General features: G+C 66.3%; 16 protein-coding genes. 9 read left to right on the top strand and 7 right to left on the bottom strand.

Annotation, left to right across the window (positions count from 1 at the left end; genetic code table 11):
- Positions 1-58 precede the first annotated feature (58 nt).
- On the top strand, positions 59-265 hold the full coding sequence (locus tag ACXAJT_RS25190) for a hypothetical protein (RefSeq protein ID WP_475241022.1): 207 nt from the start codon (positions 59-61) through the stop codon (positions 263-265).
- A gap of 99 nt (positions 266-364) precedes the next feature.
- On the opposite strand, the gene ACXAJT_RS25195 is transcribed toward ACXAJT_RS25190, so the two are convergent.
- The 3 genes from ACXAJT_RS25195 to ACXAJT_RS25205 form a co-directional block, all read right to left on the bottom strand.
- Entirely contained in the window at positions 365-739 is a 375-nt protein-coding gene (locus tag ACXAJT_RS25195; protein WP_475241025.1) for a hypothetical protein, read from the bottom strand.
- A gap of 67 nt (positions 740-806) precedes the next feature.
- The gene (locus ACXAJT_RS25200; protein ID WP_475241027.1) at positions 807-4,508 is read right to left on the bottom strand and encodes an efflux RND transporter permease subunit; all 3,702 of its coding nucleotides are present in this window, start codon (positions 4,506-4,508) and stop codon (positions 807-809) included.
- Positions 4,505-5,821, bottom strand: coding sequence for an efflux RND transporter periplasmic adaptor subunit (locus ACXAJT_RS25205; protein ID WP_475241029.1), 1,317 nt, complete (start codon positions 5,819-5,821; stop codon positions 4,505-4,507). The genes ACXAJT_RS25200 and ACXAJT_RS25205 overlap by 4 nt, the downstream gene beginning before the upstream one ends.
- Positions 5,822-6,067: 246 nt before the next feature.
- Here ACXAJT_RS25205 and ACXAJT_RS25210 point away from each other — a divergent pair, with 246 nt between their 5' ends.
- Positions 6,068-6,724 (top strand): hypothetical protein, encoded by a 657-nt coding sequence (locus ACXAJT_RS25210; RefSeq protein WP_475241032.1) that lies wholly within the window; start codon positions 6,068-6,070, stop codon positions 6,722-6,724.
- Between the two features lie 46 nt (positions 6,725-6,770).
- Positions 6,771-8,090 (top strand): PQQ-like beta-propeller repeat protein, encoded by a 1,320-nt coding sequence (locus ACXAJT_RS25215; protein ID WP_475241035.1) that lies wholly within the window; start codon positions 6,771-6,773, stop codon positions 8,088-8,090.
- 84 nt (positions 8,091-8,174) lie between these two features.
- Here ACXAJT_RS25215 and ACXAJT_RS25220 read toward each other — a convergent pair whose 3' ends face one another.
- From ACXAJT_RS25220 to ACXAJT_RS25230, 3 genes are all read right to left on the bottom strand, one after another.
- On the bottom strand, positions 8,175-9,191 hold the full coding sequence (locus ACXAJT_RS25220) for a GntR family transcriptional regulator (protein ID WP_475241037.1): 1,017 nt from the start codon (positions 9,189-9,191) through the stop codon (positions 8,175-8,177).
- 277 nt (positions 9,192-9,468) lie between these two features.
- On the bottom strand, positions 9,469-10,851 hold the full coding sequence (locus tag ACXAJT_RS25225; protein WP_475241039.1) for an aspartate aminotransferase family protein: 1,383 nt from the start codon (positions 10,849-10,851) through the stop codon (positions 9,469-9,471).
- Between the two features lie 32 nt (positions 10,852-10,883).
- Positions 10,884-11,921, bottom strand: coding sequence for a histone deacetylase family protein (locus ACXAJT_RS25230; protein ID WP_475241041.1), 1,038 nt, complete (start codon positions 11,919-11,921; stop codon positions 10,884-10,886).
- A gap of 187 nt (positions 11,922-12,108) precedes the next feature.
- Here ACXAJT_RS25230 and ACXAJT_RS25235 point away from each other — a divergent pair, with 187 nt between their 5' ends.
- The 6 genes from ACXAJT_RS25235 (at position 12,109) to ACXAJT_RS25260 (ending at position 18,329) form a co-directional block, all read left to right on the top strand.
- The gene (locus tag ACXAJT_RS25235) at positions 12,109-12,804 is read left to right on the top strand and encodes a paraquat-inducible protein A (RefSeq protein ID WP_475241045.1); all 696 of its coding nucleotides are present in this window, start codon (positions 12,109-12,111) and stop codon (positions 12,802-12,804) included.
- Positions 12,771-13,406, top strand: coding sequence for a paraquat-inducible protein A (locus ACXAJT_RS25240; RefSeq protein WP_475241049.1), 636 nt, complete (start codon positions 12,771-12,773; stop codon positions 13,404-13,406). The genes ACXAJT_RS25235 and ACXAJT_RS25240 overlap by 34 nt, the downstream gene beginning before the upstream one ends.
- Positions 13,403-15,511 (top strand): MlaD family protein, encoded by a 2,109-nt coding sequence (locus ACXAJT_RS25245; RefSeq protein ID WP_475241053.1) that lies wholly within the window; start codon positions 13,403-13,405, stop codon positions 15,509-15,511. The genes ACXAJT_RS25240 and ACXAJT_RS25245 overlap by 4 nt, the downstream gene beginning before the upstream one ends.
- A gap of 14 nt (positions 15,512-15,525) precedes the next feature.
- A complete protein-coding gene (locus tag ACXAJT_RS25250) occupies positions 15,526-16,083 on the top strand; it encodes a PqiC family protein (protein WP_475241056.1) in 558 nt (185 codons plus the stop codon).
- Positions 16,084-16,530: 447 nt separating this feature from the next.
- Positions 16,531-17,130, top strand: a complete 600-nt coding sequence (locus ACXAJT_RS25255) for a redoxin domain-containing protein (protein WP_475241060.1) — start codon at positions 16,531-16,533, stop codon at positions 17,128-17,130.
- Positions 17,131-17,243: 113 nt separating this feature from the next.
- Positions 17,244-18,329: an AbrB family transcriptional regulator gene (locus ACXAJT_RS25260; RefSeq protein ID WP_475241063.1), complete on the top strand. Its 1,086-nt coding sequence runs from the start codon at positions 17,244-17,246 to the stop codon at positions 18,327-18,329.
- A 66-nt stretch (positions 18,330-18,395) separates the two neighbouring features.
- Here ACXAJT_RS25260 and ACXAJT_RS25265 read toward each other — a convergent pair whose 3' ends face one another.
- Positions 18,396-20,225 carry an ABC-F family ATP-binding cassette domain-containing protein gene (locus ACXAJT_RS25265; RefSeq protein WP_475241067.1) on the bottom strand — a complete coding sequence of 610 codons (1,830 nt, stop codon included), beginning with the start codon at positions 20,223-20,225 and terminating at the stop codon, positions 18,396-18,398.
- Positions 20,226-20,252 lie beyond the last annotated feature (27 nt).

The raw sequence follows: 20,252 nt of genomic DNA on the forward strand, positions 1-20,252 counted from the left end.
GGCCGGCCCTTTCCCTCGGGCCGGCCGGGCCGCTTTGCAAAATCGGAGGAGAAAACCCATGTCCGCACCCGATACGAATGTCGAAAAACAGGAACGTCAGCACCGTGGCCCGCTGTGGGGCATGTGGGGTGGCCTTGCCGTCGTCGCGATCCTGCTGGTGTGGTGGCTGTCCTATGCGCTGAACGGCGAGGAGCCCGAGGCCGGGCAGGCCGCGGTCCCGGCGGCAGAGGCCGAGCAGGCCGAAGGCGCGCCCGCCGCCGACTGACCGAACGTCATGATTTCAGATTGCTGCCGCCGGAGGGGTCCTTCGGCGGCTTTTTTGTGCGGTAAGATCAGGGGGGCGCGGCTGTCGGCTCAGGGCCGGTCACTCGCAGCGGGTGATGCCATTCTTGTCCGTCGTACAGCTTTGATTGCCGCGCCGAGTGGTGCTGGGCGGACGCGTGGGGCTGATCGTGCCGCCTCGGTCGGCGGTGGGGTCGCCGGGGGCGATGAAATAGCCGCCGCCCATGTTGTCGCGCACAATGCCGTTCTTGTCGGTGGTCTGCGGTGCGGCGCGGCGCTCGCGGGTGATGCCCAGATGGTCGGTGGAAAAGGTCGACGGGCCGGGACAGCGGGTTATGCCGTTCTTGTCGGCAACACAGCCCTTCATCTGCGCGGCAAGCGGGCCGGGCAGGGTGGTGCCTGCAGCGGTAAGGGCGAGGGCGATCAGCAACGGCTTCAAGGTGCGGCTCCCGGTCATGGGCGGGCGCCGACGCGGCGCCCGCCGATTTATATAGGGGCTGCGCGCCCGCCTGCCATGGGCAAGGTCATTCTGCCGCACGCATGGAGCTTGCGGCGCCCGGCCCGTTGCCTGTCGCCTCTGGGTCGTCCCAGAGGATCAGCGGCGCCTTCACCTTGCGCGCCTCGCGCTGCAGCGCCCAGTCCCGCGCCGCCCGGCTGCCGCGCCCGAAAGAGGCGATGGCCAGCAGCCGTGCCAGCCAATGCGCGTAGGTCGAAAGCCAGACCCGCAGCGCCAGCATCGCGGGGGTGAACACCAGCGTCAGAATTGTCGCCACTGCCAGGCCGAACACCACCGCCGAGGCCAGCGGTTTCCACCACAGCGAGGTCGGCGCGTTGAGCGTGTAGCCGCCGCCAAAGAAGTCGAGGCTGAGGCCGATCATCATCGGGAAGAGGCCTGCGATCGTGGTGATCGTGGTCAGCAGCACCGGGCGGATGCGGTCCTCTGCGGTGCGCACGATCGCCTCGAGCCGCGGCATGTAGCGCGCGTAGTCCTGAAAGGTGTCGATCAGCACGATATTGTTGTTCACCACGATCCCGGCCAGCGCTACCACACCGGTGCCCGACATGATGATCGAGAAGGTTTGGTCCAGCACGATCATCCCGAGGAAGACACCCGCGGTCGACAGGATCACCGCCAGCAACACCAGCACCGAGTTGTAGAAGCTGTTGAACTGCGCCAGCAGGATGATGAACATCAGTCCCAGCGCGGCGGCGAAGGCTTGGGTGAGGAAGGCTTGGCTCTCGGCTTCCTCCTCCTGATCGCCGGTCCATTCCCAACTGATGCCATCGGGCAGGGGCGCCTGCTGCAACCATGCGGTCAGCGCAGCGATGCGCTCGTTTGCGGTGACCGGGACGGAGGTCAGCGTGCCCGCCTGCGCCGCTTCAGCGATGGCCGTCTGCGCCACACCCGGCTCGGTGCGGGTCACGTCATAGGCGGTGCCGCGCAGGGTCACCGCGCCTTCGGTGCCCGCGACCACCTCGCGCCCATAGCCCAGCACCTCGCCGCCGGACGAGAATTTCACCAGCCCCTCATCCACCCCGGCCTTCACGTCGAAGTGGCGCTTGCGGCCCTCGCGGTTGATCTCGGCCAGCTTCGGCACGGGCGTGCGGGTGATGAAATGCGACAGCGGGATCAGCCCCTCGGTGGTGCGCACACGCAGGTTGTCGAGGGTGGACAGCACGCGGTTCTCTTCGGGCAGGCGGACGCGGATGTCGATCTCTTCGTCCGAGCTGTCCACCGGCATTGTGTCGAGCGTGACGCCGCGGGTGACCAGTTGCACCATTGCGCCCACGGTCGCCACGTCGGCGCCGTAGCGCCCGGCCTCCTGCACGTCGACGTCGATCTGCCAGTCGATTCCGGGCAGCGGGCGTGTGTCTTCTATCAGGCGCAGCCCGGCGGCCTCGTCAAAGCGCGTGCGGGCGGTGCCGGCGGCGACCAGCAGGTCTTCCCAGTTGTCGCCCTTGAGCCGCAGGTGCACCGGCTTGGCCGAAGCTGGCCCCATGGCGAGGTTGAGGATTTCGGTCTCGATCCCGGGAATGGTGGCAAGCTGGTCGGTCAGCTCGGCCAGCACGATATCGCCATCCAGTTCGGGCAGGTTGCGGCGGTCTTCCCACGGCACGACTTCAAGCTGGATCTGCCCGATGGTGTCGGTAGGCGGCTGCGCGCCGCCGGTGTTGGATTCCAGCCCGCCGTCACCCGCAAAGGCAAAGGCCGTCTCGATGCCCGGGTGCTGCAGCACGATGGTTTCGGCGCGTTTGACCAGCGCATCCTTCTCGGCCAGCGAGAGGTTGCCGCGGGCACGCACGTAGACGATGGCCTGCTCGGGCTCGCTTTCGGTGAAGAACTCGGTGCCGTTGTTGTTCTGCCCGTAGTAGCCGAAGACCGAGACGACAAAGAAGATCACGCCGCCGATGGTCACCAGCGGCATCACCGGGTTGCCGGTGACAAAGGCGATCACCCGGCCAAAGAGGGTGCGGCGGTAGGTCTTGCGCACGCGGGTGCGCTTGCGCTCGATCTGCGCGGCGTCGAGGGTGATCGAGGCCATCACCGCGAAGATCAGGAACAGCACGATCCCCGGCATCCGCGCGCCGCGCCCTTCGATCAGCGTGAAGCCGAGCAGCGATGGGTTCAGCACCAGCAGCGCACCAAGCAGCATGCCCGCCAGAGCGACGGGCACCAGCGCGGCGCGCGCGGGCCATGTGCGCACCGTCTTGCGCAGCCCCAGAGAGGCGTTGTGCAGCATGCGCGAAAATCGCCCCGACACGCCGCCCATCACCGGCAGGTAGACCAGCGCCACGATCAGCGAGGCCGACAGCACGAAGATCAGCGTCACCGGCAGCATGCCCATGAACTCCCCCGCCACTCCGGGCCAGAACAGCATCGGAAGAAAGGCGCAGAGCGTGGTGGCGGTGGAACTGACCACCGGCCAGAACATGCGCTTGGCCGCCTCCACATAGGCGTGCATTGGGCCGACGCCCTCGGTGATGCGCTTGTCGGCGTATTCCACCACCACGATGGCGCCATCCACCAGCATGCCCACCGCAAGGATCAGCCCGAACATCACGATGTTGGAGATGGTGATGCCCATCACTGCCAGCAGCACGAAGCACAGCAGGAACGAGGTGGGGATGGCAAAGCCCACCAGCAGCGCGGCGCGGGTGCCGAGCGAGCCCAGCACCACGATCATCACCAGCGCGATGGCGGTCAGCACCGCGCCTTCAAGCTGGCTGACCATGGAATCCACGATGCGCGACTGGTCGTTGCTTTCCTCGACGACCACCGTGGCGCGCAGCTCGTCGGGCCAGCCCTCCTGCGCGTCGGCCACGGTCTGGCGCACCAATGCGGCGGTGTCGATCAGGTTGTAGCCCTTGCGTTTGACCACCTGCAGCGCCACCGCCGTGTCGCCGTTGAAACGCGCGGTGCCGGTGCGGTCCTCGAAGGTGAGCCGGATGTCCGCCAGATCGCCCAGCGTGACCACCCGGTCGCCGTTGACCTTGATCGGCAGATCGAAGATGTCCTGCGCCTCACGGAAGCTGGAGGGGATCTTCACCGAGAAGGTGCCCTGTTCGGTGCGCACTTCCCCGGCGGCGATCAGTTGGTTGTTGTTCTGGACGGTCTGGATCAGCTCGTTGGCGGTGACGTTGTAGCTTTCGAGCTTCAGCGGGTCGATCACCACCTCCAGCATCTCGTCCCGGTTGCCGGCGATGCCCGCCTCAAGCACCGAGTCGAGCGCCTCCACCCGGTCCTGCAGGTCCTTGGCGACCTGCGCCATGGTGCGCTCGGGCAGGGGGCCGGTCAGCGAGACGATGATGATCGGGAATTCCGAAAAGTTGATCTCGTTGATCGAATACTGCTCGGCGCCTTCCGGGAACTTCGCCTCGGCCTTGGTCATCGCGTCGCGCACTTCGGCCATGGTTTCCGAGCGGTTCCAGCCAAACTCGAACTCCATGGCGACCCCGGCATAGCCCTCCGACGCAACGCCGCTGATCTTGTCGAGCCCGTCGATGTCGGAAAGCTCGGTCTCCATCGGTTTGACCAGAAGCGTCTCGGAATCCTCGGCCGAGATGCCGGGGAAGGGCACCGAAACGAACAGCGCGGGGATCTCGATGTCGGGCTCGCCCTCTTTGGGCAGCGTGGCGTAAGCAAAGGCCCCGGCTGTGATCGACAGGAAAATGAACGCCAGCACCATCCGGGCGCGCTGCGCGGCCCAGTCGACGATGCCGGTCATTGGCTGATCTCCTCGGGGATGATCTCCTGATAGCTCGGAGCCACCGGCACGCCATCAGTGACATATTCCTGCCCGAGCGTGATGACATCCACCTCATCGGGCAGCCCAGCCACCCAGACCCCTTCGGGCGTGTCGCGCAGCACGCTGACAGGAACGAATTGTGCGGTCTGCTCGGCGCTTACGATGCGTAGCCCCATGCGGCCATCATCATTCAGCGTCAGCGCGCTCTGCGGCAGCAAATGCGCCATGGCACCATCGGCGGCGATCAGGATGCGCGCGGTCTGCCCGGCGCGCAGGATCAGATCGGGGTTGGGCAGGGTAACCTCGATGCGGAAGGTGCGGGTGGTCTCATCGGCCTGACGCGAGACGAAGGTGACCTCGCCCTGCCACATCTTTCCGGCGATCTGCGCCCCGGCGCGCGCGCCCAGCTTCACCCGCGTGATATCGGCCTCTGGCGCGTAGCCCACCAGCCGGATCGGGTCGAGTTGCAGGATATGCGCGCAGGTGGCATTGCCGGTGGTGCTCATCAGCAGGCCCAACTCGGCGGTATCGCTTTCCAGCACCCCGGCGAAGGGGGCGGTGATGGTCAGGTTCTGCACTGCCTTGCGGGCGCTGGCGACGGCGGCTTCGGCGCTTTGGATCAAGGCCTCGAGGCTGTCCGTTCCGGCGCGGGCCGCTTCCAGCCCGGCCTCGGCGCTGCGCACGCTGGCCTCGGCAGAGCGCATCTTGGCCTCGGCAGAGGCAACGGTGGTGCGTGAGGAATAGCCGCCCTGCGACAGTTCCTGCGCCGCGGTGAGGTTGATCTCGGCCTCGGCCACGGCGGCCTGCGCCTGCGCCAGAACCGCTTCAGCCTCGGGCAGCGCGGCCTCGACCTGCGGACGCTGCGCGCGCGCCTCTGCCAGCCGCGCCTCCGCCTCGATCAGCGCCGCGCCGGTGGTGCCGGGGTCAAGCTTGCACAGCACCTCGCCCGCCTCGACCATGGTGCCCTTGCGGATCGGTTCGGAAATCACCCGGCCACCGGCTTCGGCCAGCACCTCCACCTCGCGTGAGGCCTGCGTTTCGCCGCGCAGCAGCACCGCGTCATCGATCTCCTGCGCCTGAGAATGGCGGGCCATGACCGCCACAGCGCCGCTTTGCGCGGCTTCCGTATCGTCATCTTCGGGCTTGGCGGCGGTAGCCTCAGCCTCAGCGGTCGTTTGCTCATCGGCAGGCGCGCCGCCGCGCGCCCAGCCCATCAGCCGCTCGCGGTCGAGCACCAACGCATAAAGCGCTGCGGCAACCGCAAGGGCAGTGAGAATGGAGATAAGTCTCATACTGGGCTTCCCGTGTTCGCTGCCGCGCTAGAGCGTGGCAGGGCGGTTGCCCCATTTGCGCGGGGCCGCGCGAAGATGTGACTGAACTGACCAGTTCAGAATACGGAGAATTCGGAAACCGTTCAAGCGGCGTTCTGCCGCGCCTTCGGCGGGGTTGGGGAAGTGGCAATGGCTACGTGGGCTTGGCCTTGGCAGCCTGCGCCAGCCGCGTTAAGAGAGGGCAACATTCGAAAGACGAGGCAGCCCGTGAGCAATACCGACAGTTTCATCGATGAGGTGACCGAGGAGGTGCGTCGTGACCGGCTCTATGCGCTGCTCAAGCGCTATGGCTGGATCGGCGTGGTGGTGGTGCTGGCCATCGTCGGCGGCGCCGCGTACCGAGAATACAGCGCGGTGCAGCGCCAAGCGCAGGCCGAGGCCTTTGGCGACGCGCTGCGCAGCGCCATCGACGCCGAGGCTCCGGCAGACCGTGCCGACGCGCTGCAGGCGGTCACCGCCCCCAGCGCGGAAGCCGAGGCGGTGACCGACATGCTGGCCGCCAGCGAACTGGTCAACGCCGAAGACCCGGCCGCAGCGGCGGCGCTGCTCGAACAGGCGGCCTCAAGCGAGGGGCTCCCCGAGATTTACCGCGAGATCGCCGCCTTCAAGGCCGTCAGCCGCTCGGATTCGGGCCTGTCGGACGACGAGCGCCGCATCCGGCTGGAGGCGCTGGCGGTGCCCGGCAAGCCGCTGCGTCTGCTGGCCGAGGAACAGCTTGCGCTGCTCGACATCAAGGCCGGTGACAGCGCTGCCGCGCTGGAAAGGCTGCAGCGTATCACGCAGGATTCCGAGATCACCGCGGGCTTGCGCCAGCGCGCCACGCAGTTGATTGTGGCGCTCGGTGGCGAGCCCGATGCGGCCTGAGCCGCGCCGCGACGCGGCAGTGACAAAGTTTGACGGGAGCAGTGTTTTGCGCATCACCACGATTTCCGCCGCGCTTCTGGGGCTGACGGCGCTGAGCGCCTGCGAGCGGCCCGAAGCGGTGCTGACCGGCGAACGGCTGGGTGTCCACGAGGTGCTCGAGGGCGGCTCGGCAGAGACGACCCCCGCCAACCGCGCGCTGCCGATCTCGCTTGGCGCGGCGACCGGCGGGATCGCGGCGCAAAGCCCCGTGTCGCCTTTTGCGCGCAGCGACCACGCCGCGCTGAGCCTGCCGCTGCGCGAGGTCTTCGCCACGTCGATCGGGGCGGGTGACAGCAAGCGCGCGCGGCTCAACGTCGATCCGGTGGCCGCAGGCGGACGCATCTTCACCATGGATTCGGCGCATACGGTCAGCGCCGTGGGCACCGATGGCCGCATGCTGTGGCAAAAGAGCATGGTGCCGAGCCGCGATCAGGCGAAACAGGCACAGGGCGGCGGTCTCGCGGTCGAGGGCAACCGGCTTTACGTTGCGTCGGGTTTCGGCAAGGTGACCGCACTCGACGCCGCCACCGGCGCAGAGGTCTGGACCCAGCAACTGGGTGGCACCGCCACCGGCGCCCCCACGGTGCGGGGCGGGCTGGTCTATCTCACCTCGGGCGATTCCGTCGGCTGGGCGATCGAGGCCGACACCGGCCGCGTCCGCTGGCGCATCGATTACCCCGAGGATTACAACAATGTCGCGGGGGCACCGGCTCCGGCCACCGACGGCGAGATCGTGGTCTTTGCCTTCGGCTCGGGCGCGGTGCAGGCGGCATTCCGTCAGGGCGGTCTGCGGCGCTGGAGCGTCGACGTGGCGGGCAGCCGCACCGGCAGCGCGCTGGCGTCGATCACCGACATCACCGGCGACCCGCTGATCGCGGGCGGCAAGGTCTTTGTCGGCAACCACTCGGGCCGGCTGGTGGCGCTGGATCTGGCCAGCGGCGAGCGGCAGTGGACCGCGCGCATGGGCGCGCTTGATGCGGTCTGGCCGGTTGGCGACTCGGTCTTCCTCGTCTCGGATCAGAACCAACTGGTGCGGCTCGATGCCGACACTGGCGCGCAGGTCTGGGCGGTGGACATGCCGGGCTACGAGCCGGTCCGTCGCCCGCAGAAGCGCCGCGACAGCGCCTTCGTGCATCATGGCCCGATCCTTGCGGGCGGACGGCTGATCATCGCCTCGTCGGACGGGGTGCTACGCGCCTTCGATCCGGCGTCCGGGCAACTGGTGGGGACGACGCCGATCGAAGATGGCGCGACCACCCGTCCGATCGTCTCGGGCGGTACGCTCTATGTCGTGTCGGGCGACGGAATGCTGCACGCCTATCGTTGAGCGACACGGTCTTTGACCATGTGAAAAGGGCGGCGCTGGAAACGGCGCCGCCCTTTTGCATTTGATGGCGAAGCGGGATCTGGCTCAGGCGTGCGACGGTTTGGGGCGCGACGCCGCCGCCGCCTTGCGCCGACAGGCTTCAAGCAACGGCAGAAGTTCTTCGCGAAGCTCCTGTGCGTCGGGTGTGTGGCGGTATTCGAACGCGCTTTGCCCGGGGCGCAGATGCGCCGCGAGCGTTTCGGCACCGGTGGCATAGACAATCACATCGGCATTGAGGAGCCGGGCGCTCGCCGCATCGCTGGCATCGCCGCGCACCACCATATCGAGCCGCGTCAAATGCGGCGCATAGCGCGCCATATTGGCCTTCATCATCGATACATAGGTGGGGAAATACGAATACCCCACGACCATCGCATCCGGCGGGATCGCCGCCAGCGCCACGCGCGTGGCCTCGTTTGGCAGCAGGGTGATGCCCATCACTTCGGTGTCCGGGAACAGGGCCCGCGCCTGCGGCAGCAGCGTGCGCGGGGTCAGAACCAGATCGTAGGCCCGCGGCGGCGCCTTGCCGATATCGTCGAGGAGCGCGGTTTCAATGCTGTCGCCAAGCGGCAGGTAGGGGCGCACCTCGGCGGCATAGTCGCGGGTGGCGGCGGTGAAATTGCCCAGCATCAGCAGCCGCAGGGCGTTGTCGCCGCTTGGCTTGTCCATGCCGATCCGCGTGGCAAGATCGGCGCGGCTGATGCCGCAGTCACGGGCGAGGGCGACGAGATCGCTGATCGCCTGTTCAAGCGCTTGGAACTTCTCGGGGTCGGCCACCGGCGCGTTGCGACTGACATAGGTGCCAGAGCCCACGCGCCCTTCGAGGTGGCCAGCGTCCTGCAGCGCCACATAGACGTTGCTGACGGTGACCGGCGACAGGCTGAGTTTGCGCGCCATACTGCGCACCGAGGGCAGGCGGGCGCCAATCGGAAGCTGGCCGGAGGCGATGCCGAATTCCAGCGCGCCGCGCAGTTGCTGCGGCACCGGAACGCTGGAGTCGCGGTCGATGGCGGCGGCAATGCGGGTCAAAGCCGCATCAAGTTGGGCCTGTTTACTGGTCATCGGAGGTCATTGGTCGAGGAGAATGAAATGAGCAAGTGATCCATCGGAATGTATGTTTTAAATTGAATGCGTAATAGAGCGAATGACACAGCTTAACATGTCTTCCGGCCAATTCTTGTCGCAATTTCGACCGGAGATGCCAAGCTTAGGGTGCTGGCGGCGGTGCACGCCGACAATAAGCCAACAAAAAGGGCGCCAAGAAGGCGCCCTTTGATCGCTTTCTAAGGTGCGAGTCGGTGCGTGGCGACGCGATGCAACCCCGCGCCGACCTGCTGTGTCAGACCAGACCTTCGGCCTGCACCCAGTCCCAACCGCGGTCCAGCGCCTTGCCGAGCCGTGCGAGGATCCGGTCGATGTCGTCTTCGGAGAGGATCAGCGGCGGGCAGAGCGCCACGGTCTCGTAGACGGCGCGCAGGATCAGACCCTCTTCGGCGCAGAATTTCACCACCTGAGGCGCCACCTTGCCGGCGGGCTCGAAGCTCTGGCGCTTCTCTTTGTCCTTGGCCAGTTCAAGACCGGCGATCAGCCCGACGCCACGCACTTCGCCCACCAGCGGGTGATCGGCGAACTTGCGCAGACCTTCTTGGAACTTGGCTTCAAGGCGGGCGGCATTGCCCATCAGGTCCTGCTCTTCGATGATCTTGAGGTTCTCAAGACCCACGGCGCAGGCGACAGGGTGGCCGGAGGCGGTGAAGCCGTGGCCAAAGGTGCCCAGTTTGGCGGTGTGATCGGCGATGGCGTTGTAGACCTTGTCGTTCACGATGATCGCGGCAAGCGGCATGTAGGACGAGGTGAGCTGTTTGGAGGTCACCATGATGTCGGGGGTGAAGCCGTATTTCTCGCAGCCGAAGGGCGTGCCGCAGCGACCGAAACCGTTGATCACCTCGTCCGAGACCAGCAGGATATCGTATTTGTCGCAGAGCGCGCGGATGCCCGGCCAGTAGCCCTCGGGCGGGGTCATCACGCCGCCAGCGCCCATCACCGGCTCGCCGATGAAACCGGCGATGGTTTCGGGGCCTTCGGCAAGGATGGTGTCCTCGGCTTCTTTCAGCAGGCGCGCGGTGAACTCGGCCTCGGTCTCGCCGTCCTCGGCCCACTTCCAGTAGTGCGGGCAGGTCAGATGGGTCACCGGGATCGCCGGCAGGTCGAAATCCTTGTGGTTCGCCGGCAGGCCGGTCAGCGAGCCCGAGGCGATGGTGATGCCGTGATACGCCTTGTTGCGGGCGAGGAATTTCTTCTTCTCCGGGCGGCCAAGGGCGTTGTTGTAGAACCAGACCATCTTGATGACGGTGTCGTTCGCTTCGGAGCCGGAGTTGGTGAAGAACACGCGGTCCAGGCCCTCGGGGGTCATTTCGGCCAGTTTCTCGGCCAGGCGGATCGACGGCTCATGCGCCTTATGCGCGAAGCTGTGGTAGTAGGGCAGCTCGGCCATCTGCTTGGTGGCCGCTTCGACAAGGCGCGGCTGCGAGAAGCCGACGGCGACCGACCACAGACCGGCGAGCCCTTCGATGTATTCATTGCCTTCGGAATCGTAGACGTGGACGCCATCGCCACGCGTGATGATCATCGGCCCCTGTTCCTCATGCAGACGCATGTTGGTGTAGGGATGCATGCTGTGCGCGATGTCCGAAGCGTGCAGCGAGTTGGGGATCTTGTTCATATCTTCTGTCTCCGAATTCCAGATGCGTGCTGTCAGGCCGCGCGCGGGTCCTTGCCGAGAAAGCCGCCCATGAAGGCGGCGAGGGAGGTTGGCAGGTCCGGCGAGAGGTAGCCGCCTTCCTGCACGATCACCGTTGGCAGCCCCGCCGCGGCAACCCGGCGTCCGGCTTCGGCGAAACCATCGAAGCTGACCTTCATCCCGTCAAGGGGGTCGTTCTCATGCGCGTCCAGCCCGAGGCTGAGCACCAGCGCGCCCGGGGCATAGGCTTTGATCCGCGCGATCGCATCGTCCACGGCGGCGAGCCAGCCGGGCGTGGTGGTGGTGCGGGGCAGGGGCAGGTTGAGGTTGAAGCCCTGACCTTCGCCGGTGCCCGTTTCATGTGCGTAGCCGGTGTAGAACGGATAGTAGTTCGACGTCTCGGCGTGCACCGACACCATCAGCACATCCGAGCGGTCGTAGAAGATCGCCTGCGTGCCGTTGCCGTGGTGCACGTCGATATCGAGCACCGCCACATGCTCATGCGCCGTGCGCAGCCGCTGCGCGGCGATGGCGGTGACGTTCATCAGGCAATGGCCGCCCGCGACATCGGCGGTGGTGTGGTGGCCCGGCGGGCGGCAGAGCGCATAGGCCGCCGGCGCGCCGTCGATCACCGCGTCGGCGGCGGCCACGGCGCAATCGGCGGACCGGCGGGTTGCCTCCCAGCTTTTCGGCCCGATCGGCGCAGAGGTGTCGGACATGTGCCAGCCGGCGCGGGCGACGATGGTCTCGGGGTAGGTGGTGACCTCGCCGCGCGGAAAGACATTGGGCACCACCTCGGGGCCGGCGCCCGGCAGCTTTTGCCACTCGTCCCAGCCGGTTTCCAGAAAGCGCAGGAATTCGGACGTGTGCACCGCCTCGTAGGCGGCGCGCGGGGCTTCCGGCGGGGCTTCGGCGGCCAGCTCGACCCGCGCCAGCCCTTCCAGCAGCAACTTGGCGCGCTCGGCGCGCTCGGCATTGCGCACGACGGTGCCATTGGTCAGGCGGAACTGCGGGTCATGACCTTCGGTCTCGGGAGCGTAGAAACATCTCATGGGCTGGCGGGACCTCCGGTCTTGCAGTGTCATTCTGCCCCACGTGGTAGCGAGTCGGTTTTGCCTTGTCGATGGAACCGGTCCGGGTGCCGCCACGAAAGCACACCATTGCCTGCTTCTCGGGCATCGGGAAAGCTCTTCACGCTCAGACCTTTCCTTGACCTTCGCGCGGCTCTAGATTGGGCGCATGAGCCTCGCCGATGTGGTTGCTGAAGAACTGCCGCCGGAGATCAATCCGGCCCTGCCGCCGCCCGCCTTCACCGCGGAGCAGGCTGAGCATCTTATTGCCTGCCCCCTGTGCGACACGCTGCACGAAGAGCGCGACATCGCCCCCGGCGAGACCGCGCGCTGCATGCGCTGCCACGAGGTGCTGGAGGCGCCGCGCAATTCGGCGATGACCCGGATCATCATGCTGGCGCTTTCGGCGCTGGTGCTGATGGTGGCGGCAATCTTCTTTCCGTTTCTAGAGCTTAGCGTGGCGGGGCGGGTGCAGCGCAGCTCGTTGCTTGATGCGATCCTCGCCTTTTCGAACGGTATGACCGCGCCGCTGACCATCGCCATGGCGGCGCTGGTGGTGATCCTGCCGTCGATCCGCTTTGTGTCGCTGGTCTATGTCTTGGCGCCGATGGCCTTTGGGCATCGCCCGGCGCGCCACGCCGAGTTCTTTTTCCGCCTCGCCGATCATCTGCGGCCATGGGCGATGGCCGAGGTGTTCATCGTCGGCGTCGCGGTGGCGCTGGTGAAAGTGGCCGGGCTGGCGCATCTGTCGATTGGGCCGGCCTTCTGGGCCTTCGTGGCATTGGTTCTTGTGACCGTGCTGAAAGATACATTCATGTGCAGGGTGACCCTATGGAAGACGCTGGAAGCGCGCCGCGAGTCCTGACGGCGCGCGCCGCGGGCATGATCGCCTGCACCGAATGCGGCAAGGTGCACGTGCCGGGCCCCGAGCGTTGCGAGCGCTGCGGCTCACAGCTGTCGAGCCGTGACGACACGTCGCTGCAGCGGGTCTGGGCGTGGCTGGGCGCGGGGCTCGTGGTCTATGTGCCGGCCAATGTCTACCCGATGCTGAAGACCACGATGCTGGGCAAGACCACCAACAGCACGATCTTTGGAGGCGTGGTCGACCTCATCCACCACGGCAGCTACGGCATCGCGGGGATCGTGTTCTTTGCCTCGATCATGATCCCCGTCGCCAAGTTCATCGCCATCGCCTATCTGGCGCTGAGCGTGACCCACCGGGTGAAACTTTCGCCCGGGGCGCGCCAGCATCTTTACGAGGTGGTGGAATTCGTCGGCCGCTGGTCGATGATCGACGTCTTTGTGGTGGCCATTCTGACAGCGCTTGTGCAGTTGGATTTCGCCGCCGCCATCAATCCCGGCATAGCCGCCATCAGCTTTGCGCTTTCCGTTGCATTTACAATGCTTTCGGCGCAGAGCTTCGACCCGAGGCTGATCTGGGACGCGAGTGAGAGAAACACAGAATGAGTGATCCGAAACCGGCGCAGATGTCGGTCGAGTCCAAGCGCCGGTCTGTCTGGCGCAACCTTTCGCTGGTCTGGCTGGTGCCGCTGGCGGCCATCGCGGTGACGCTGTTCATCGCGTGGCAAAGCTTTGCAGAGCGCGGCGCGCTGATCGAGATCACCTTCGAGAATGCCGCCGGTATCACTGCCGAGGAAACCACCATCCGCTACCGCGACGTGATCATCGGTACGGTCGAGGAGGTGGAGTTCTCCGGCGACCTTGAGACCGTCGAGGTCAGCGCGCGCATTGATCGCAATGTCGCCGACTCGCTGCCGTCTGACGCCGAATTCTGGGTGGTGCGTCCCGAGGTGTCGGCCTCGGGCATTTCTGGCCTCTCGACGGTGCTCTCGGGCGTCTACATCGAGGCCGGGTTCACCCCGCAGGCCGAGGCGTCGGGCGCCAGTTCGTTCCGCGGTCTTGATGAGACGCCGCTTGTGCGCCCCGGGGTGCGGGGCACGCGCATCACCATCCGCGCCGAGGATGGCACGCAGCTTTCGCCCGGCGCGCCGATCTTCTTTCAGGGCATCGAAGTGGGCCGGATCGAAACGCCGCGCCTGCTCGAACGCGGCAACGGCGTGGCGGTGGATGCCTTCATCGAGGCGCCCAACGACCGCCGCATCACCACGGCAACCCGGTTTTGGGACACCTCCGGTTTCTCGGTCAACTTCGGTCCCGGCGGGCTTAACCTGTCGGTCGGCTCGGTGGCGGCGCTGATCCGGGGTGGCATCGCCTTCGATACGGTGGTGTCGGGCGGCAACCCGGTGCCGGCGGGCTATGCGTTCGATCTGTATGACGACGAAGAGTCGGCGCGCGACAGCCTGTTTTCCGAGACCATCTCGAACGCTGTGGAGCTTACCGCCGAGTTTGACGAGTCGGTGCGTGGCCTCGAGGTCGGCTCGGCGGTCAGCTATCGCGGCCTGCGCATTGGCCGGGTGACCGACATCGGTGCCTTCATCGACGGCGAGGGCGATCAGCAGACCGTGCGTCTGCGCACCACGCTGTCGATCGACCCGCGTGCGCTCGGCCTCGACGAAGAGGCGCCGCAGGCCGAGACCATCGCCTTCCTGTCGAACGCGGTGAACAACGGGCTGCGGGCGCGGCTTGCGGCGCAGAACCTGTTCAACCAATCGCTGGTGGTGGAACTGGCCGAGATCCCCGACGCAGAGCCCGCCACCTTTGGCATCTTCGCGCAGGACGCGCCGCTGATCCCCTCGGTGGCCTCCGATCTGCCCGACGTCACCGCCACCGCCGAAGGCCTGTTCCAGCGCATCAATGACCTGCCGGTCGAAGAATTGATGGATCAGGCGATCGAAACGCTGTCGTCGATCGAGGGCTTCGCCGGTGACCCGCGCCTGCGCGATGCGCCGGACGCTGTCATTGGCCTTGTGGAAGACGCGCGCGGCCTGCTGGGCAGCGACGAGATGCAGGCGATCCCGGGCGAGCTGCGCGGCGCTGTCGCCGATCTGCGCGGGGTGGTCGAGGACATGCGCAACGCCGGCGCGATCACCCAGCTTGTCTCGGCACTCGAAGCGGCCGAGGCCGCCGCCGAAGAGGTCACCTCCGTGGCCGGATCGGTGGAAGAGAGCGCCGCGGGTGTGCCGGGGCTGATCGAGGATCTGCGGGCGCTGACCCAGAAGGCCACGGCGCTCGATCTCGAAAGCTTCGTGGCCGAGGCCGAGCAATTCCTCGACGGTGCGGGCAGGTTCGTCGATCAGGACAGCACGCGCCAGTTGCCCTCTGACCTGTCGGCGATGCTTCAGGAGGCGCAGGGCGCGCTGGCCGAACTGCGCGCTGGTGGGGTGGTCGAAAACACCAACGCCACGCTGGCCTCGGCGCGCGATGCCGCCGCGGCGGTCGAAGAGGCGGTGGCCACGCTGCCTGACCTGTCGGCCCGCATCCAGCGCCTCGTGGCCGAGGCGGAGTCGGTGATCTCGGGCTACGACGGTCAATCGGCCTTCAACCGCCAGACCGTGTCGGCGCTGCGCGAAGTGCAAAGCGCCGCCGAGGCACTCAACCGGCTCGCCCGCTCGATCGAACGTAATCCCAATTCGCTGCTGTTCGGCCGCTGAGAGGAGACAAAACCATGACCCTGAAATACCTGCCGCTTCTCCTGCTGCCGCTGCTTGCCGCCTGTGGCACCGAGCCGCGCTATCGCATCGACAGCGCCGCGCCCGTGGCCAGCCAGCGCCTAGCGGTCTCGACGCTGGAGGTGCGCGAAGTGTCGCTGCCCACCTATGCCGAGGCCTCCGAGATCCTTATCGAGGATGAGACCGGCGCGCTGACGCAAGTGGAAAGCGCGCTTTGGGCCGACGATCCGCGTCGGGCGATGACCCAAAGCCTTGCCGAGCGTCTGGGCCGCATCAGCAATGCCACTGTCGCCGCCGAACCGTGGCCGCTCGAAGAGCCGTCGCAGGCGGCGGTGCACGTGCGTGTCTCGTCCATGGTGGCGCGGGTCAACGGCACGTTCGAATTGTCGGGGCAATACGCCTTATCGTCCTACGACAAGATCATCCGCGAGCGGGTGATCCGTTTCGACATCACCGTGCCGCTGGCGTCGGCTGGGGCGGCTGGCGTGGCCGCCGCCGCGGGCGCAGCGACCAACGAGCTTGCCGATCGCATTGCCGGTGACCTCGCGCGCTGAACCCGCTGATCGGTTCTACATCACCGCTGCGCCTGACACCGGGCGCGGCGTTTTGCGTTGTCGGAAAGAGTGGTCTCGCTCAAGAGGGAAAGCCAAAGGCGGACAAGCGGGCCGTCAGACCACCGTGGCGCGCCTCAGGGTTGAACTGCCCAGCGGCAAAAGTGTGGCATAGTTGCTTAGGTGCATGACCTTGCGGCAGGAGGGGGGCCTATCCGTCTTGTGAAAAGGTTAACAAGACATTACCGCGTTGATCATAAGAGGTGATTTTTCTTCGGGCCGGGATGTATGGCCGTCGAACCTCCCCATTTTTTCGTGGCGCATGGGCGTTCGCGCCGCCTTCCTGCCACGCGAGAAAAGGTTGGCTGGACGATCCTGCAATATTTCCGCACCGCCATGAAACGTCATTCAGCACTTGGTTAAAATAACAGGCGCGAGAGTAGAGGCAGTATGCTCAGAGACAAACGGAAATACCGACGCGAAGTGCCGGACACTTGGGTGGAAGTTCCTTCGGACTATACCGACTCGGCAAAATGGTCGCCTCGGATCGGCGAGTTCTTCCCGAATTTCTCGGGACCTTCGACCACGGGCACGCTCACCTTCCACCCCTATATCGACGGCAACTGGACGATCTTCTTCAGCATCGCCGATCCGTTCTCGCGCACTTGCACGAAGGAACTGGCGCGGATGGCCTCGATCCAGCCCAGCCTGCGCAGCGCCGGGGTGAAGACCGTCGGGATCGCGCGCAACACGGTGCCCGATCTGCAACGCTGGTGCGACACGGTCGCCGATCGCAGCGGCAAGGAGATCTCTTTTCCGATCATCTCCGATCCCGATGGCATGCTGTCGAACACGTTCGGCATGATCCATCCCCAAGAGGACGCCGATACGACGATCCGCAAGACGATCATCATCAATCCGCGCCTCAAGGTCAGCATGCTGTTCGAGTATCCGCTCTATATCAGCAGATCGACCAAGGAACTGTTGCGCACGCTGGCCGCCGCGCGCAGCCACAACCGTGATTTCGAGGCGCAGGGTGCGGCGATCTGAGCCCCGTGATCTGAGCCCAGCGTCCCGCGCTGACACACTGAGATGAAGCATGGCGCCGGGCGGAGAGGCCCGGCGCCATTGCACCTTGCCCCTGCTTGGGCTTATGTCCGGACATGACGTTTTCCTCCCTGTCGTTGCGCATGATCTTCACCACCGGATGCCTGCTGGCCGCCGGCGGTGTTGGCGGCGTCTTGGCGCAATGGGCGCACCTGCCCATGCCCTTCATGCTTGGCTCGCTGTTCACCTCCGGCCTCGCCGTGGCGCTGTTCCAGAACAGTGCGCTGGCCGACTACGGCTTTCCGATGAAATTCCGCACGGTGTTCATCGGGCTGATCGGCGTGATGATCGGCACGCAGGTGACGCCGCAGATCCTTGCGCTGCTGCCGGAACTGCCGCTGACCCTTGGGGCGCTGGCCGTCTTCGTGGTGCTCTGCCACAGCGGCAATTTCCTGATCTTCCGCAAGCTGGGCGGCTATGACCGGGCAACGGCCTTCTACGCGGGCACGCCCGGCGGGCTGATGGAAAGCCTCGTGCTGGGCGAGAAGGCAGGGGCCGACCTGCGCCTGCTCACCGCGCAGCAGTTCCTGCGGATCATTCTGGTGATCTCGATACTGCCCTCGGCGCTGTCGCTCTGGGTCGGTCATCCGGTCGGCAGCGCGGCGGGGCAGAGCGTCATGTCCGCAGGGCCGGTGAGCGCACGCGAACTGGGGCTGATCCTTCTGGCGGCAGTGGCGGGGCTGCTCATCGCCTCGCGCATCAAGCTGCCTGCGGGGCAGATTACCGGACCGCTGTTGTTGTCGGCGGGGCTGACGCTGACCGACGTGGTGGACATGCATCTGCCGTTCTGGCTGATCGCCGTGGCGCAGGTGGTGGTAGGCAGTTCACTGGGCGTGCGTTTCAGCGGCATGACCGCCGCAATGCTGCGCCGCTCGGCGTGGCTGAGCCTCGTGTCCGTGCTGTGGATGCTGGCGCTGGGGGGCAGTTTTGCGCTGGCGCTGACGGCGGCGACCGACATTCCCTTCCTGCACCTGATGATCTCTTATGCGCCGGGCGGCGTGACCGAGATGTCGATCATCGCGCTGTCTCTTGCGGCGAACCCGGCGCTGGTCAGCCTGCACCACGTGGTGCGCATTCTGTTGACCGTCGGCTTCATGGTGATCGCCGAAAAGCGCGTGCCGCTGGGCCAGCCGGGCGAGTAGGGCGAGAAGGGCGCAAGAGCCTGCGCAGGCTCTTGCAGGTTTCAGGGTCTCGCGGAGACGCGCGCCTTACGAGGCCTCTTCGGCCTTCTCCGCAAGTTCCAGCCATTCCTCCTCGGCGGCGGCGAGCTTTTGCTGCCGCTCGTCCAGCGCCTCGGTGGCCTTCTTGAACTTCACCGGCTCGCGGGTGAACAGATCGGGGTCGGCCATAAGTTCCTCGAGCTTGCCGATCTCGGCGGTCAGCCGGTCGATCAGCCCCGGCAGTTCTTCCAGCCGGTGCTTGTCCTTGAAGCTCATGCCCTTTTGCTGCGCCTTGGGTTTCGGCGCGGAGGCGCCATCCTTGGCGGGCTTGGCGGCGGGCTTCTCCTTGGGTGCGGCCTCTGCCTCGGCCTCGGCCTTCTGCGCCTGATAGTCGCTCCAGCCGCCGGCGTAGGTCACCGCGCGGCCGTCGCCTTCCATCGCGATGGTGGTGCTGGCCACCCGGTCGAGGAAGTCACGGTCGTGGCTGATCAGCAGCACGGTGCCGTCATACTCGCCCAGCAGATCCTGCAGCAGGTCGAGCGTTTCCACGTCAAGATCGTTGGTCGGTTCGTCGAGCACCAGCATGTTGCTCTCGCTGGCCATGATCTTGGCCAGCAGCAGCCGCGCCTTCTCGCCGCCCGAGAGGGAGCGCACGGGCGCGCGAGCCTGCCGTTCGTCGAAGAGGAACTCCTTGAGATAACCCACCACGTGTTTCGGCTGGCCGCGCACCAGCACCTGATCGGCCTTGCCCGAGACGCGCATCTCGGGGTCGCCGGTGAGGCTTTCCCACAGGCTCATATCCGGATCGAGACGGGCGCGGCTCTGGTCAAAGATGGCGGGCATCAGGTTGGTGCCCAGTTTGACATGGCCGGCATCGGGCGCGATCTCGCCCATCAGCATGCGGATGAGGGTGGTCTTGCCCACGCCGTTGGGGCCCACGAAGGCCACCCGGTCGCCGCGCATGACGGTCAGCGAGAAATCCTTGACGATCTGCTTGTCGCCAAAGCCCTTGGTCAGCGCCGTCGCCTCGATCACCTTCTTGCCCGAGGTCGGGCCGGACGACAGTTCCATCGCGGCGGTGCCCTGACGGCGAATTTGCGACGAACGTTCGGCACGCAGCGCCTGCAGCGCCCGCACCCGGCCTTGGTTGCGGGTGCGGCGGGCCGAGATGCCCTCGACGGCCCATTTCGCCTCGGCCTTGATCTTGCGGTCGAGCTTGTGGCGGGCCTCGTCCTCTTCGGCCCACGTCTTGTCGCGCCATTCCTCGAAACCGGCGAAGCCCTGTTCCTGACGGCGCACCGCACCGCGGTCGATCCACAGCGTGGCGCGGGTGAGGTTTTCGAGGAACCGCCGGTCGTGCGAGATCAGCACGAAGGCCTTGCGGGTGCGCTTGAGTTCCGCCTCGAGCCACGCGATGGCGGTGATGTCGAGGTGGTTGGTCGGCTCGTCGAGCAGCATGACGTCCGGATCCTCGGCCATCAGCTTGGCCAGCGCGGCGCGGCGGCGCTCACCGCCCGAGGCGGTGGCGACAGGGCGCTCGGGATCGAAGCCGAGCCCTTCGCCCGCGGCTTCGACCTTGTACATCTCCGCCGGGCCAAGGCCTTCGGAGGCGTACTCGCCCAGCGTCTCAAAGCCCGAAAGATCAGGCTCCTGCTCCATGTAGCCCACCGAGATGCCCGGCGGTACGATGCGCTCGCCGGTGTCGGGCTCGACGAGGCCCGCCATGACTTTCATCAGGGTGGATTTGCCCGAGCCGTTGCGACCGACCAGCGCGACGCGGTCGCCGGGCTGGACGTTGAGCGAGAGGCCGGAGAAGACCGGCTCGCCGCCGAAGGTGAGCGAGATATCGGAAAGCTGGAGAAGGGGTGCTTGTGCCATGCGCAGAGCGCTAGGGCCGTGCCGCGC

Source organism: Salipiger sp. ABF4_146, assembly GCF_056161345.1.

Excerpts from the sequence above, each read along its gene's own strand:
- ACXAJT_RS25190 (WP_475241022.1), top strand. The coding sequence starts at position 59 with ATGTCCGCACCCGATACGAATGTCGAAAAACAGGAACGTCAGCACCGT.
- ACXAJT_RS25195 (WP_475241025.1), bottom strand. The coding sequence starts at position 739 with ATGACCGGGAGCCGCACCTTGAAGCCGTTGCTGATCGCCCTCGCCCTT.
- ACXAJT_RS25200 (WP_475241027.1), bottom strand. The coding sequence starts at position 4,508 with ATGACCGGCATCGTCGACTGGGCCGCGCAGCGCGCCCGGATGGTGCTG.
- ACXAJT_RS25205 (WP_475241029.1), bottom strand. The coding sequence starts at position 5,821 with ATGAGACTTATCTCCATTCTCACTGCCCTTGCGGTTGCCGCAGCGCTT.
- ACXAJT_RS25220 (WP_475241037.1), bottom strand. The coding sequence starts at position 9,191 with ATGACCAGTAAACAGGCCCAACTTGATGCGGCTTTGACCCGCATTGCC.
- ACXAJT_RS25225 (WP_475241039.1), bottom strand. The coding sequence starts at position 10,851 with ATGAACAAGATCCCCAACTCGCTGCACGCTTCGGACATCGCGCACAGC.
- ACXAJT_RS25230 (WP_475241041.1), bottom strand. The coding sequence starts at position 11,921 with ATGAGATGTTTCTACGCTCCCGAGACCGAAGGTCATGACCCGCAGTTC.
- ACXAJT_RS25235 (WP_475241045.1), top strand. The coding sequence starts at position 12,109 with ATGAGCCTCGCCGATGTGGTTGCTGAAGAACTGCCGCCGGAGATCAAT.
- ACXAJT_RS25240 (WP_475241049.1), top strand. The coding sequence starts at position 12,771 with ATGGAAGACGCTGGAAGCGCGCCGCGAGTCCTGACGGCGCGCGCCGCG.
- ACXAJT_RS25245 (WP_475241053.1), top strand. The coding sequence starts at position 13,403 with ATGAGTGATCCGAAACCGGCGCAGATGTCGGTCGAGTCCAAGCGCCGG.
- ACXAJT_RS25250 (WP_475241056.1), top strand. The coding sequence starts at position 15,526 with ATGACCCTGAAATACCTGCCGCTTCTCCTGCTGCCGCTGCTTGCCGCC.
- ACXAJT_RS25255 (WP_475241060.1), top strand. The coding sequence starts at position 16,531 with ATGCTCAGAGACAAACGGAAATACCGACGCGAAGTGCCGGACACTTGG.
- ACXAJT_RS25260 (WP_475241063.1), top strand. The coding sequence starts at position 17,244 with ATGACGTTTTCCTCCCTGTCGTTGCGCATGATCTTCACCACCGGATGC.
- ACXAJT_RS25265 (WP_475241067.1), bottom strand. The coding sequence starts at position 20,225 with ATGGCACAAGCACCCCTTCTCCAGCTTTCCGATATCTCGCTCACCTTC.